At 43.2% G+C, this 12426-nt stretch carries 15 protein-coding genes; 6 read left to right on the top strand and 9 right to left on the bottom strand.

All coding sequences use genetic code 11. The features are described from left to right. Nucleotides 1-263 precede the first annotated feature (263 nt). The gene (locus tag EQO05_RS03405) at nt 264-944 is read left to right on the top strand and encodes a rhodanese-like domain-containing protein (protein WP_128503812.1); all 681 of its coding nucleotides are present in this window, start codon (nt 264-266) and stop codon (nt 942-944) included. A 271-nt stretch (nt 945-1215) separates the two neighbouring features. Here the strand turns inward: EQO05_RS03405 and EQO05_RS03400 are convergent, their stop codons facing one another. Then, nucleotides 1216-2352 (bottom strand): hypothetical protein, encoded by a 1137-nt coding sequence (locus EQO05_RS03400; protein ID WP_128503810.1) that lies wholly within the window; start codon nt 2350-2352, stop codon nt 1216-1218. A gap of 166 nt (nt 2353-2518) precedes the next feature. Then, a complete protein-coding gene (locus EQO05_RS03395) occupies nt 2519-3343 on the bottom strand; it encodes a PGF-CTERM sorting domain-containing protein (RefSeq protein WP_128503808.1) in 825 nt (274 codons plus the stop codon). A 466-nt stretch (nt 3344-3809) separates the two neighbouring features. Here EQO05_RS03395 and EQO05_RS03390 point away from each other — a divergent pair, with 466 nt between their 5' ends. Then, the gene (locus tag EQO05_RS03390) at nt 3810-4019 is read left to right on the top strand and encodes a hypothetical protein (protein ID WP_128503806.1); all 210 of its coding nucleotides are present in this window, start codon (nt 3810-3812) and stop codon (nt 4017-4019) included. Nucleotides 4020-4264: 245 nt separating this feature from the next. Here the strand turns inward: EQO05_RS03390 and EQO05_RS03385 are convergent, their stop codons facing one another. The 6 genes from EQO05_RS03385 to EQO05_RS03360 all read right to left on the bottom strand — a co-directional run bounded on the left by EQO05_RS03385 (nt 4265) and on the right by EQO05_RS03360 (nt 7184). Further along, nucleotides 4265-4633, bottom strand: a complete 369-nt coding sequence (locus tag EQO05_RS03385; RefSeq protein ID WP_128503804.1) for an ATP-binding protein — start codon at nt 4631-4633, stop codon at nt 4265-4267. A gap of 68 nt (nt 4634-4701) precedes the next feature. Next, nucleotides 4702-5157, bottom strand: coding sequence for a hypothetical protein (locus EQO05_RS03380; RefSeq protein WP_128503802.1), 456 nt, complete (start codon nt 5155-5157; stop codon nt 4702-4704). A 312-nt stretch (nt 5158-5469) separates the two neighbouring features. After that, nucleotides 5470-5814: a CGGC domain-containing protein gene (locus EQO05_RS03375; RefSeq protein ID WP_128503800.1), complete on the bottom strand. Its 345-nt coding sequence runs from the start codon at nt 5812-5814 to the stop codon at nt 5470-5472. Between the two features lie 22 nt (nt 5815-5836). After that, complete coding sequence (locus EQO05_RS03370; RefSeq protein ID WP_128503798.1) at nt 5837-6175, bottom strand: cupin domain-containing protein; 339 nt, start codon at nt 6173-6175, stop codon at nt 5837-5839. Further along, on the bottom strand, nt 6172-6351 hold the full coding sequence (locus EQO05_RS03365) for a hypothetical protein (RefSeq protein ID WP_128503796.1): 180 nt from the start codon (nt 6349-6351) through the stop codon (nt 6172-6174). The genes EQO05_RS03370 and EQO05_RS03365 overlap by 4 nt, the downstream gene beginning before the upstream one ends. Before the next feature lie 173 nt (nt 6352-6524). Then, on the bottom strand, nt 6525-7184 hold the full coding sequence (locus EQO05_RS03360) for an NAD(P)/FAD-dependent oxidoreductase (protein WP_128503794.1): 660 nt from the start codon (nt 7182-7184) through the stop codon (nt 6525-6527). A gap of 140 nt (nt 7185-7324) precedes the next feature. On the opposite strand from EQO05_RS03360, the gene EQO05_RS03355 reads away from it, so the two are divergent. Together EQO05_RS03355 and EQO05_RS03350 are read left to right on the top strand one after the other, a co-directional pair. After that, nucleotides 7325-7681 carry a helix-turn-helix domain-containing protein gene (locus EQO05_RS03355; protein WP_128503792.1) on the top strand — a complete coding sequence of 119 codons (357 nt, stop codon included), beginning with the start codon at nt 7325-7327 and terminating at the stop codon, nt 7679-7681. Between the two features lie 245 nt (nt 7682-7926). Then, complete coding sequence (locus tag EQO05_RS03350; RefSeq protein ID WP_128503790.1) at nt 7927-9315, top strand: acetate--CoA ligase family protein; 1389 nt, start codon at nt 7927-7929, stop codon at nt 9313-9315. A 61-nt stretch (nt 9316-9376) separates the two neighbouring features. On the opposite strand, the gene EQO05_RS03345 is transcribed toward EQO05_RS03350, so the two are convergent. Further along, nucleotides 9377-10501 carry a Glu/Leu/Phe/Val dehydrogenase gene (locus EQO05_RS03345; RefSeq protein ID WP_128504157.1) on the bottom strand — a complete coding sequence of 375 codons (1125 nt, stop codon included), beginning with the start codon at nt 10499-10501 and terminating at the stop codon, nt 9377-9379. A gap of 516 nt (nt 10502-11017) precedes the next feature. Here EQO05_RS03345 and EQO05_RS03340 point away from each other — a divergent pair. Both EQO05_RS03340 and EQO05_RS15390 read left to right on the top strand, forming a co-directional pair. Next, nucleotides 11018-11737 (top strand): class I SAM-dependent methyltransferase, encoded by a 720-nt coding sequence (locus EQO05_RS03340; protein ID WP_240664308.1) that lies wholly within the window; start codon nt 11018-11020, stop codon nt 11735-11737. A gap of 530 nt (nt 11738-12267) precedes the next feature. Then, the gene (locus tag EQO05_RS15390) at nt 12268-12426 is read left to right on the top strand and encodes a hypothetical protein (RefSeq protein WP_164888452.1); all 159 of its coding nucleotides are present in this window, start codon (nt 12268-12270) and stop codon (nt 12424-12426) included.

The raw sequence follows: 12426 nt of genomic DNA, 5'->3' as shown, positions 1-12426 counted from the left end.
TTGGGTTCTTGCTTTTTTGTACCAATCAATTGTACAATAATGATAGTTGATACGTACATATCTGTATGGTATCGGCAAATAAAGTAAATAATCTATACTTATGGATACTACTTCCGACTATGGACTTTAATAATAGTTAGTCTGTTTGAATAAATAGCCCGCTCTGGATAACTACTCAGGTCTGGGCGTCAGTCCGCTTTGAGTAATTATCCAAAAAACTCAAAATTCAGGTGTATATAACTGGATAAAATGGAGGGATTTGATTGAATAAGCAGTATTTACCATATCTTGCTGCAATTCTCTTTGCTTTTCTCATAATCGCACCAGGTGTTGCAGCAGCCAAGGATATTACGTACACGAATGTCGGTGTTAATGATACTAAGAAAATGATCGAAGAGGATAGTGTCTTCATTCTTGATGTACGTACCCCTGATGAATTCCATGCAGCGCATATCAAAGGAGCGGTATTGATACCGGTAGCGAGCCTTAAGAACCCACCCGGAGAGCCAGTTTTGCCGTATGAGGAACTGCTGGCAAATCGAACGAATGATCAGTTATTACCCAAATGTAATGCAAAGATACTTGTCTATTGCAAGACCGGAACCCGAAGTGTCAACGCAAGCAAAATTCTGGTAAATGCTGGCTACAAGAACGTTAATAATATGGAGGACGGGATCAAAGCCTGGATAGATGCAGGATATCCGGTTGAAAGCAGTTTCGTTGATGAGCTTGACTGTGTAGATAAACCAGTCAAAACCGCTCTCAATGCGAAAATCAGCAACATACTCTGTTATCTTGAAAAAGGAAACGATGCTAAAGCTATAGAGAAAATTGGCACTTTTAATGATTTCGTTAATGAAACGAAAGCTGAGGGCAGGCTGGATTCTGCTCAAGCCGATTACCTGATCCATGAATCCACAGTCCATCTTAAAGACCTTATCTGATTTAGAATTCATGCAGTTGCCTGTTCTACAGGCAACTTTCAATTTTATGCTCTCACAATAACAAAGCCTGCCTTCTAAAAATAACTTTAACAACCTTTTCTTGCAGGACGGATTAAATTTACAGACTTTCCGCTTTTTACGGAATCTGAGGCAAATGTGCTTTTTTCAGGCACATTGATCTCATATTCTGAAAGATAGCTTATGTAATTTTTAACGCAATTTAATTACTTTGTATATCCAGCGTGTTTATTATCTTCAGCGATTTATTGTTTTAACGTCTTTTTAAGATAAATACGGCAATGAATATGAATGCCAGGCTCGCCAGTGTGAATCCTGGCAGGCTTTCTTCCACAGTGAGGGGTTTTGCTTCCACCTGTATGGGGAGGTCGAGCGTATTATCCTCTGCATTCCCAATATCGTCGCCGAAATAATAGACTACTCTGCCTTTGACATTAAAGTCTCCAGGCTGGTTGGTTTCAATCCTTACTTCAATATCTCTGCCCTGTCCGGGATCCAGCTCATATGTTGTCGTATACTGGCCTGCGCCCGACTGGACAAACTCCGAGGAAGAAACACTCATTCCTGAAGGAGGGATAATAATGACCTGAACATGCATGGCAGGTTTTGTGATAAGATTAACGGCTGAAAGCCTAAGCAGAATATCTTCTCCGGAAACAACCCGGGTCTTTTCACCGTGGAGACTGACACTCGCAGAGGTTGGTACAGGCTTTGAATTTTCGTTTGATCCTGAGTTTTCTGGGACTGCTTCCTGCGCAGGTTCAGACTGTACGTAATTGTTCTCGATCTTAGTATACTCTGAGCGTTCTATGTGGTATGAGTTTCCTCTATGATATGAAGATTCGCTTTCGGTATCCTCTGAGACCTGTGCTTCTCCTGATGTTTGCGTTCCTGTCTCTTCAGGCATTTCCGCATCCCACGAAGAATGGGTTTCCGTGTTCTCTGAAGCCACAGTTTCATTATTCTCTGAATTTATTCCGCTTTCTTCAGCGGATTCCACTTCAGCATTTTCCGGGAGATTTGCTCCGTTTTCTTCAGAGGGTTCCACTTCAGGATTTTCCGGGGAACTTACTTCGGTTTCTTTAGCAGGTTCTACTCCCGCATCTTCAGAGGTTTGTGTATCTTCGCCTTCGAAAGGCTGTACGCCTGTGTCTTCGGTCTCATCGTTTTCTAAGGTTTGTGTGTCTGTATCTTCTGAGGGTTGTAACTCCTCTCCGGAATTCTGTGCTTCCTCCTCTGGAGACTGCATTTCTTCTTTTGAGAGCTTCGTTTTGTTCTCGTAAGAATCTGCCGAAGCTTCTGACGCATATACACACGAAATGTTGCTTACAAGGAAACAACCGATTAAGAGACAAATTATTAGAGTTTTTAAAATAGCCCTCTCAGACATTCTACCACCTTTTTTGGGCTGCCATCTGTAAACATCCGGTCAACTTTAAGTGAAAGGTTTTCCCAGATTGGGGATGACTTTCTGTAACTTTTTGAAATAATAAAAAGCAGGAAAAATGTATTTATTTTTTCCTGAAATTGCGTTTAAAACTCTCTTTTAACCTGAATTATTTCCTCTTAGCAGCATAAACTCCTAACAGGCCTATAGCAGCGATCAGTAATCCGAACCCTGGCGCACTAAACGAGCCTTCTCCTTCGGCTTTTACTCCTCCGTTATCCTCAGAGCCGGGGTTTTCGGGGCCGGTTTCCTCAAGGTTTGGAGCTTCTCCGGGATTTCTGGATGCCTGCTCAACTACAAAGGGATGGCTGAGCGAAATCGGGTTGTAATCATCCTTATTATCTCCAGGCCAGTACAGACCGCTGAAGTGTACTGTAGAGCTGCCTACTTTCTCTCCTTTAATGTTAATGTAGATTGTCCGGGCGCTTCCCGGGGGCACGGAAAATACTCCATAGACCGTACCTGCGGCACCAGTCTGAGCAAAGCCCTGTCCGTAAACGTGAATTCCAGCGGGTACGCTGATCCTTGCGTCTACGTTCAGAGTTACTTCATTGAGGGATGGGTTATCAATATAAAGTTCAACAAGACCATCTTCGTTTTCGGTTATAACATCATTAACCGGCCTCAAAACGACTGTAGGGCCAACCCTGAACTTCTGTTCAGCTACGGGAACGGTTGCGATGGGTTCTGCTGTAGTATTGCTTACATTGGTAAGGCACGTCTCGTTCACGGATACTGAATTATTGATGGACTTATTTACGGATTGATTGGCAGATTTATTTACGGATTGATTGGTGGATTCATTGGTTTTTAATATCTTTGATGCCGTATCACTCGCTATTGGGCTATTATCGGTCGCACCTGCAACCGCGCTGGATAATATAGCCCCAAGAATAAAGATCGACATCAATAGTGTGGGCAAATATTTTTTCAACTTTTATACCTCCTTTTAGGGGTATTAAATTACCTGTACAATAGTTTTTTGAAAAATGTTTTTTCAAAATTCTTAATATTGATTTCTACCAAGCAGGTTCAATTCAAATCAATATTTTCCAGCAGGTATTGAACATTTTGGTTTAATTCACTTTCGCCCTTTTTGATAATATCCTGAAAATTCTACTAACAGTAACAATAGTTTTAAAGGAGGGTTGAGCTAATAGGGCAATATTGCTTCCCGAGCCTGATTCTCCTGTGTTTGAATCGTACTTTTTGTATCCGGCTAGCGGTTTGAATATACCTTTTTATTCCTCTCAATATTTGAATTACACATTATCATGCTGGGCAGTTAACATCCTGATAGAATTTATCCCAAATCTCAAGTCACAATTCCTGTCTGTATAATATTATATGCTAATACCACGTAATATTTTCAAGACCCAGGGTGCAAAACGAGGAATTGAATGACTTTATCCGGCCTTCATCGGATTGGCTTCATGGCGCCCGTTGATGTCACTATCAGGTACAAGCCTGACTATTCTGAGTTAATACTGGCTCAGGTACAGGAATTTAGCATCATCTCCGGATATATCGAAAACACGACATATAATGGCAGTAGCATGGCTGCCCTGATGCAGATAACCAGTCTGAATGGCATATCGTGGCTGCCCTGATGCAGATAACCAGTCTGGCTTTAACCTGACCTGACAGGAATCCTCCTCTTCAATGCAAGCCTTTTCAAAAAATAGCTTGACCGCAAGCCTTTTCAAAAAAGGCTTGAGCGAAAACTTTTTGGAAAAAAGTTTTATCAAAAACGCATGCTTTATCGAAACCGGTGTAACCGGGGCGTGATCGACCGGCGCAACGGTCGAGGCGCAACGGTCGCGGAACAATAGTTTTGGTCCGGAAATTGAATGAATTAACCGTGAATTAGTTTGGGAAGGCAGCGGGTACATACCCACAGGCTTTGCATGTTGTGCCTGAGGGGGAGAAGGTAGCTGGTATCTTCGCCGGCCCCGCAGGAGAAGCACTGGATAGAGATGTCCTTTTGTCTGGGCTGGGCTTCTGCTTTTTCACGGTTAAACTCGACGGTATATCTTTCTTCGACCGAGAGGGCGCCTTCAGGACAGACCCCGAGACAGAAGCCCATGCCGTCACAGAGTTCTTCGGATACGACCTTTGCTTTTCCATTAATGATTTTAATAGCACCTTCGGCACAGGGTGCGACACATTTTCCGCAGCCCGTACATTTTTTCTCGTCAATTTTTACTATCATTCGTTTTACCATTAAACTGACCCCCTTCAGGATTTTTGTGTAAAAATATTTTGTTTATATTGTATGGCGAAATCCCAAACTCAGATGTCGCTCAATGACAGTTTAATCCTAAGATCCGGCAAGTAGCCTTCCCTGTATAGCATTTTCTTGTAATCGTTTATTAGTTTGCACATCTTACGAGTATAACCTATAAAGTCTATACCTGTTTCTCCTCTAGACAGCAGTTTTTCAGCTCTTTCCAGAAGCTCCGGGTAAATAAGTACCATTTCTTCTTTGGTATGCAGGAGCAGGGCTGAGAAATCCCTGTGAATACTCATGCTTCTCTGGAGCAGTTCCGCATCCAGAGTGTTTTCAGAAAGATAGTCCCTGAATTTCGTATAAGCATAAAAATTTGCAATATTGTGGTTTAAAGAATTTAGAATTGAATACAGGATATTGCCCGTGTTTGGAAGGGGAATGTCCCTGAGTTCGAGGTCTGCGCCCTCGTAGTTCTCATCCTCTTCGATTTTCCGGTCCCGAGTTACATCATGGCTCATTTTATCGACCTGGCATATTTTCGAATTATATGTGTAAATTCGTTTTTAATATCATAAATTTTCATCAAAATTCTATTCATTTCATTAAAATTTATTCTCGCAGATATATTCTTTAAAAGCTATATCTGCGAAAAGCTTCACAGGTGAAAACCCGGTCTCTATCTCGCAACCATTTTCAATTACGAGAGAGCCAGGGCACAGAATAGCGCTTCTATCTTTACTCCCCGTGCCTGGTGCCCTGATAAGCGGGTACGTATTGCTGAAAATGCTTGTGTGAACTTATTTAAGCGATTAACAGGTTAAAATTAATTTTCAGTGGTGAGTGCCTTCTACAATCTCTATGCCCGCGTCCCTGATTGTCTTTCGGATACTATCCAGATTGGGGCATTTCGGGTAGCTGTCTTCCAGAAGCATGCAGGAACTGAGATGCACAGCATCCAGCCCATGCTTTTTCAGGGCTTTAACCAGCCGGTAGACTCTCCTTCCCGAGCAACCCCCACACGTGAAGAATGCAATCATCTGCGTATCCATCCCATACCCCTCAAAGCTGGATTTTCTTTCGTTGAAGGCTTTGAAGCAGCCCACGCCAGGGCAGGTCTCCGAGACCAGGTCACAGCGAACAACGGCTATCTTTTCAGGCTTTGTTTTTCCAGTCACGTTTGTACAACCCTATCGGCTCTTACAGCAGGCGTGTAGACTCGGTTTGCCTTGGAGCTTTAACAACGAGCACCCTGAAAATCCCATCTCTGGGATTCAAAAGGCGGTGAGGAATTTTTGCAGGACTTTCTATCAACATATCCCGGCTGACTTCCTGCGTCTCATCCCCGATCTCAACAACCCCCTTTCCTTCAAGCACGTAAAAAAATACGTCTACAGGAGTGATATGTTTCTTTAAAGCTTCCCCGGATTTGAGTTCTATGTGTACTGCCTGGGCATGTTCGGTATCGTAGAGCGTCCGGACGCTCACATTGTGAGGGTTCGGCTTTTCAGGTGAGGATTTCATCTCAATAACTTTCATTTATTTTCCCCTTTGACCATAATTTGTTTATCTTCCGGCACTGAGCCGGGATAGCCTGTATCAGAAATTTCCAGGCTAACCTTGATTCCTTCATTACTTTTCGATTGTTCTTTCTCCCTGTACATTCCATTCTGACATTCGTCCCATATATGCCTGATCAGTACAAACTTTTCCATTACTTCAGGAACTGACTGCTAACCGGTATAAATTTTAACCCCTGAGACCCCGGGTAAAATCAGGGGTTAGGGGCACTCACAGAATGAACTTTTTAAAGGCAGCAGCCCAGGCTTTCTAAACACTGTATGAAACGATTTAAGAACTGTATGTACGAGTCCAGGTTTACCCGGTTTTACAGGTCTACCCGGGTTTTGAAGCTCTCAAGTCCCATATCTTCAATGAATCTTCCAAGTCTCTTTTTCGTGCCGGAATTTTTATAGAAATTAATGATTCTATCGATTGCCTCAAGCACTTCTTCTTCGGATAACTCTTTTGCGACAACCTCGGCAAGTCTTGGAGTCGCCGCCGCAGAACCTCCGACCATTAAGGTATACCCTCTGGCAGTGCCCATTACCCCTATATCTTTGATAGCAGGTTCAGCGCAGGAATTAGGACAGCCGGAAACCGCCATTTTTAATTTGGAAGGCATGGGCATCCCGTGGTACTTCTCATCCAGTTTGAGACCCAGACTTACTGCATCCTGTTTTCCCTGCTTGCAGAAGGTCGTTCCCGGACAGAACTTTACGCTTCTTACGCAAAGCCCTATAGCTGCGCCGGGCTTAATGTCAAGCTCAGCCCACACATTATCAAGGTCTTCCTCTTTCAGGCCCACGATTGCAATTCTCTGGGCAGAAGTCATCTTGAGGGCAGCAGCCCCGTACTTTTCCGCAACTTCAGCGATCTTCATGAGGGTTTTCGGGTCCACAATTCCTCCGGGGAGGTGAGGAGCTATTGCATAGGTTTCACGGTCTCTCTGAACGATTGCACCTTTTTCCGGTAAGTTGTCTTTCATAGCTGATCTCTCCAAACTCGCTGGACTTTTCCAGTATACTTCATACAGATTTTATAAAATAAAATTTATAATAGTATCCTTTTGATACCAGTATATAAGAGATACTAATTTATATATTAGACAGTTTCTATGTTTATACTATGAAAGACTGCACAGTCTACAAGACCATGAATATCATTGGTAAAAGATGGACAATCCATATCCTTCTGGAACTGCACAAAGGGGAAAAGAAGGAAAAACGATTTAACGAACTCAAAAGAAAACTCGGCTACATAACTCCGAAAATCCTCTCAGAGAGGCTGACAGAGCTGGAAACGGAAGGTTTGATTGGAAAGAAGGTTGATGACTCGACAAACCCCCCGAAATCCGAATATTACCTGACCGAGAGCGGGATGGATTTCGTGAAAATAATACAGGCGATCAAACGCTGGGGATTAAAATGGAAATTCGAGAACGAGGAATGTGAAAGGGCAGTTTGTATGTACTGTGACCGCTGAGCGCACCTGCGGAGGAAAAATTCGGTTTATTCAAGAAATAAAAGGCAGAGTAAAGGGAATTTCCGTGCTTTGAGTCTCTTCCGGCTCAAGGCGGGTAATCCTGTAATGAGTTATTCCCTATCTTCTGGCACCTTCCATACTTTCTCTATTTCCGAGGATTATGAAGCCGAAATTTATTAAGTGTAGATATTTAAGCTCAGAACTGTAATCTGGATATGATCTGCAGATTACTCGGATGGGCATAAATGATCACTGAAGGACATATTGGTTTTTTCTTCAAGCCTGAAAGCATAGCTCTGATAGGAGCATCGCCAAATCCCGAAAAACTTTCTTACACTATCCTGGACAGCCTTTTGAGAATGGGGTTTCAGGGAAAGATATATCCCGTAAATCCGGGCTACCAGGAGATCAGGGGGCTTAAATGTTATCCAGGCCTGGATGAAATAAAGAACAGAGTCGATATAGCAGTTTTTGCAGTGCCAGCACCTGCTGTTCTTGAAATCCTCAACGGCTCTGTGGAGAACGTAAAAGGAGCGATAATTATCAGTTCCGGATTTCGGGAAATCGGACCCGAAGGAAAGGAACTGGAAATCCGTCTGAAAGAAATTTTAAACGAGAAAGGGATAAGGGCTATGGGCCCTAACTGCCTTGGGATCTACGATACGATTACAAAAGTGGACACCTTTTTTATAACCAGCGGTAAGGTCGAAAGGCCTGCCAGAAACGGGGTTTCGGTACTTACCCAGAGCGGGTCCTTTGCCGCTATGATTATGGACGAACTGGCTAACGAGGGGGCAGGGGTTGCAAGGGTAGTAAGCTACGGAAATAAAGTGGATGTGGACGAGAGCGACTGCCTTGAGTTCCTGGCAGGTGACGACGCAACAAAAGCCGTCGCCCTTTACATAGAGTCTGTGGGAAACGGACGCCGGTTCATTGCCGCTGCTTCCGGATGTGTACAAAAAAAGCCTGTCATAGCTCTCAAAGTCGGAAAGCGGGAACCAGGTGCAAGAGCGGCCAGTTCACATACGGGGGCTGTCAGCGGGAGATATGAAGCTTATGAAGCCGCTTTCAGGAAAGCAGGTGTAATAGAAGTTGCAAGTTATGAAGAATTAAAAGATGCCTGCAAAGTCCTGAACAGGTATCCGCTGGCTCAAGGAAAGAGAATTCTCATTATAACTGACGGAGGCGGAATAGGAATTTCCATCGCCGATGCCTGTGAAGAAGCAGGGCTCAGGGCTCCGGAAATAGCCAGCCGGACCGTAGAAAAGCTCAAAAAGAAACTTCCGGCTTTTGCTTCCGTAAAAAATCCTGTAGACCTGACAGGCAGTGTAAGAAATGAGCATTATATTGCTGCCCTTCAGGAGGCTTTCGGAGAAGGCTATGATCTTGCAATCGTCAGCCTGCTCTGGGGCCCGCCCCTTCTTACCCCGGACGTTGCGGAAAAGATCCGGGACTTTGCAGACAGCTGCGGAAAGCCGGTTCTTATCTGTTCTCCGGGAGGAAAATTCAGCCGGGAAATGGCTTCAGCTTTTACAGCCGCCGGGATGCCGGTCTTTTTTACCCCGGATAGCGTGGTCAGGGCGGCAGCAGTTCTGTGCGGAGGAAAAAATAAGCCGGAATCCAATTTAAGGTGAAAAAGAATCCTGGACAGCCGGAGACTTAAATGGTTTAGAGAAATTATAGATTATATGAAGGTTATACAAACCCGGGAGCCGAAGAAAAGATTGACCAGCGCCTGTATTTCATGGCTTGCTTAATTCTTTTTACAGCAAGCTGGACTGCAGCTTCCCTTGGCAGGATACCTTTCGTTTTTGCAGTTTCCAGCACCTGAGCCGTATTGTTTCTCACCTTCTCTTCAATTGACCCGAAAGCTGCGCACTGGGTAGCTCCCTGATACTCCGATGCCGCACAGATTACACCGCCTGCGTTTGCGATAAAGTCCGGAACGTAAAGAACACCCGCCTCATAGAGAATTTTTTCCGCTCCTTCTGTGATCGGAATGTTTGCTCCCTCAATAACCAGTTTAGTATTCAGAAGATGGACATTGCTCTCGTTGATTATATCTGGACGGGCTGCCGGGATCCATATGTCGCAGGGAATGGAGATAACTGCATTACTGTCGAGCTTTCTTCCCTCCGGATAGTCAAGCACATTTTTTCCTTCGTTCTTTAGCCTTATCAGAGTATCCGTGTCAATCCCGTCGGGATTGTAGACTGCACCCCGGGAATCAGCAACTCCTACAAGAACAGCTCCCTTCTTAGTGAGGAAACGAGCAGCATGTTTCCCAACTGCCCCAAAGCCCTGAACAACAATGCGAGCTCCATTCAGCTTAAAATTACAGTACTGCAAAGCCACTTCGGTAGCCTGTGCAAGTCCCCAGCCTGTAGCCCCGACTTCATCAAGAGGAATTCCCCCAACCTCACAGGGAAGACCTACCACCCTTCCGATTTCATCTTTTATGCAGGCCATGCAGAACTCATCCGTTCCCATATCAGGGGCGAAAATGTACTCCTTCATGTATCGGAGAGAACTGGCAAGGGCTCGAAGCATCTGTATTTTCTTTTCCCGAGGCATTCGCGGGTCACCGTACATAACAAGCTTCCCGCCCCCGTAAGGAAGGTCTGCAGCTGCATTCCTGAGGGTCATAGCTCTTGCCAGCCTGAAACATTCCTCGGTACTTACATCCAGAGCTATCCGAACCCCTCCGAGAGCAGGACCCCGCGCAATATTGTCTACTACAAGAACCGCTTTCAGGTCAACTGACGGTTCGTAAATATGGATGATCTTAAATGGCCCAAGCTCATCTGCAAATCTGAACATATCCTCCATTTAATCTTATCCCCTGGATTTATCAGTATTATTCTGAACTTCATTTATGTATAATTATCATTTCAATACTCTATACATCATTTCAATGCTCTATACATCATTTCAATGCTCTATACATCATTTCAATGTTCTATACTGGATTATACAACTTGAAACGACTTACGTTCTCTGCCTGCATAACGAAAGGCACAACTCTTTTTATAAGTTGATACCCCTGGGATTAAAGATTCCTGTAATTCTTCATATGAGCGGTAAGATAAATATATTTTATAGAATCCAGATTATATATCCTATAGTTTTACGTTAAGTAATACAGCTTCCGATAGTAGTTCATGACTCATTTTCAGGGCAAATGTTTCAATAGCTAGATAAAATAACGTGATATTGATAATACCAGACATGTTTTTCTAGATAGACTTCAAAGAGATGTAATCATTTTTCACCTTCATCTAATTGCAAATATACATCAGTGAAGTGGGGAAGACAAAGCAAAGAGGGTTACTCGGAATGGAAATGGCATTTAATAAACCGAAGTTTTCCTGCACAGAATATTTTTCGGATAAAAAAAATGGAGGCCACAGGTATCCTATAGAGGAATTTCTTTACAAAGAGGCTAAAGAGAAACTTTTTCACTTAAGCGGAGGGAAATCTCTGCTTGATTTTGGGTGTGGTGCGGGAGAGCTTCTGATATATTACGTGCCAAATTATGAGAGAGTAGTAGGCGTAGATTTCTCAAGTTCGATGCTTTTTGAAGCGGAAAAGAAGATCTGGGAACAAAATTATAAAAATGTAGATTTAATCCTTGCCGATGACAAAACAATGTGGAAAAGATTAAATTCATCGTTTGACCGGATTACGGCAACGGCAGTGGTTCAGTACCTGATGCCCGAACAGATAGATGCTTTTATCCGTAATGCCTCAGGTTATCTGAATGATGGAGGAAAGATAGCCTTTTTTGATATAATCGATCCCAGGCTTTATTCTTTGTGGAGAATGGGGTGGTTCTCACAGAACTTCAAACTCCGGAATACCTTGCCTAAAATTGGTTTCGTGTGTTTAACGCAACTGTCGGTGATCCTGAGAAACCGTCCCAGGGATATAATCGGGGACGCCCACAGTCCGTACCTGATTGGAAAAATTGCCAGGAACAATGGTTTTACTATGGAATATATAAAATCAATGTACTACGAGTACCGATATCATGCAATATTATCGAAGATCTCGTAATATTTTCCCGGATCGTGACCACAGTACGAAACCTTTCTCAAATTATAACCGCATATCAGGTACCTTTATCATGACCTGATATCAGATATCTTTATTATAACCTGAGATTTAAGGAGAAGATAAGTTTATTGTTTATAATCTTATTACAGATTCCTTTCGGGAAAGAGAAGATTATGAGATCCTGCAAATGAAAATCGAATCTGAGGGTTTGAGCCCGGCATCGACTTAAAAACTTGAAAGACCTTTCACCGAAGGGAAGACTTTTATCCTGATCTTCATCTTTATTTTTCGTGCATCCTGACCAATTTTTTATGAGAGGCTTTTAATAAACTTGGAAATGCCGGAAACTTTTGCACGATGAGCTACTTAATCATTGATTTGTTACTATTTTTTATACTGATTCAAAAGGTATATATATTATCCACGGTATTTAGTTAGAAATCGAACAATACGAATTTGAAAAATTAAGTAATCAAGCCCGAACATCCGGTTACTTACATTAAAGAGTGGGGAAAAACGTCATTTTAATTATGTTCTCCAACCCTGATCACGTCCTCAATGTGCTTCAGGAATTCTGTGAGAGTTTTACGGGGCTTTTGAGGGTTATAGTGAAAAAACTGCACAAAGACGCAGGCATTGAGTCATACCGTTGCAGCGCATTAAAGTATGAATATGTGTGCCAGGAATGA

It is taken from the genome of Methanosarcina sp. MSH10X1, from assembly GCF_004099695.1.
Classification (GTDB): domain Archaea; phylum Halobacteriota; class Methanosarcinia; order Methanosarcinales; family Methanosarcinaceae; genus Methanosarcina.
Note: the sequence above shows the minus strand (reverse complement) of the source record. Positions and strands in the feature narration are given on the sequence as shown.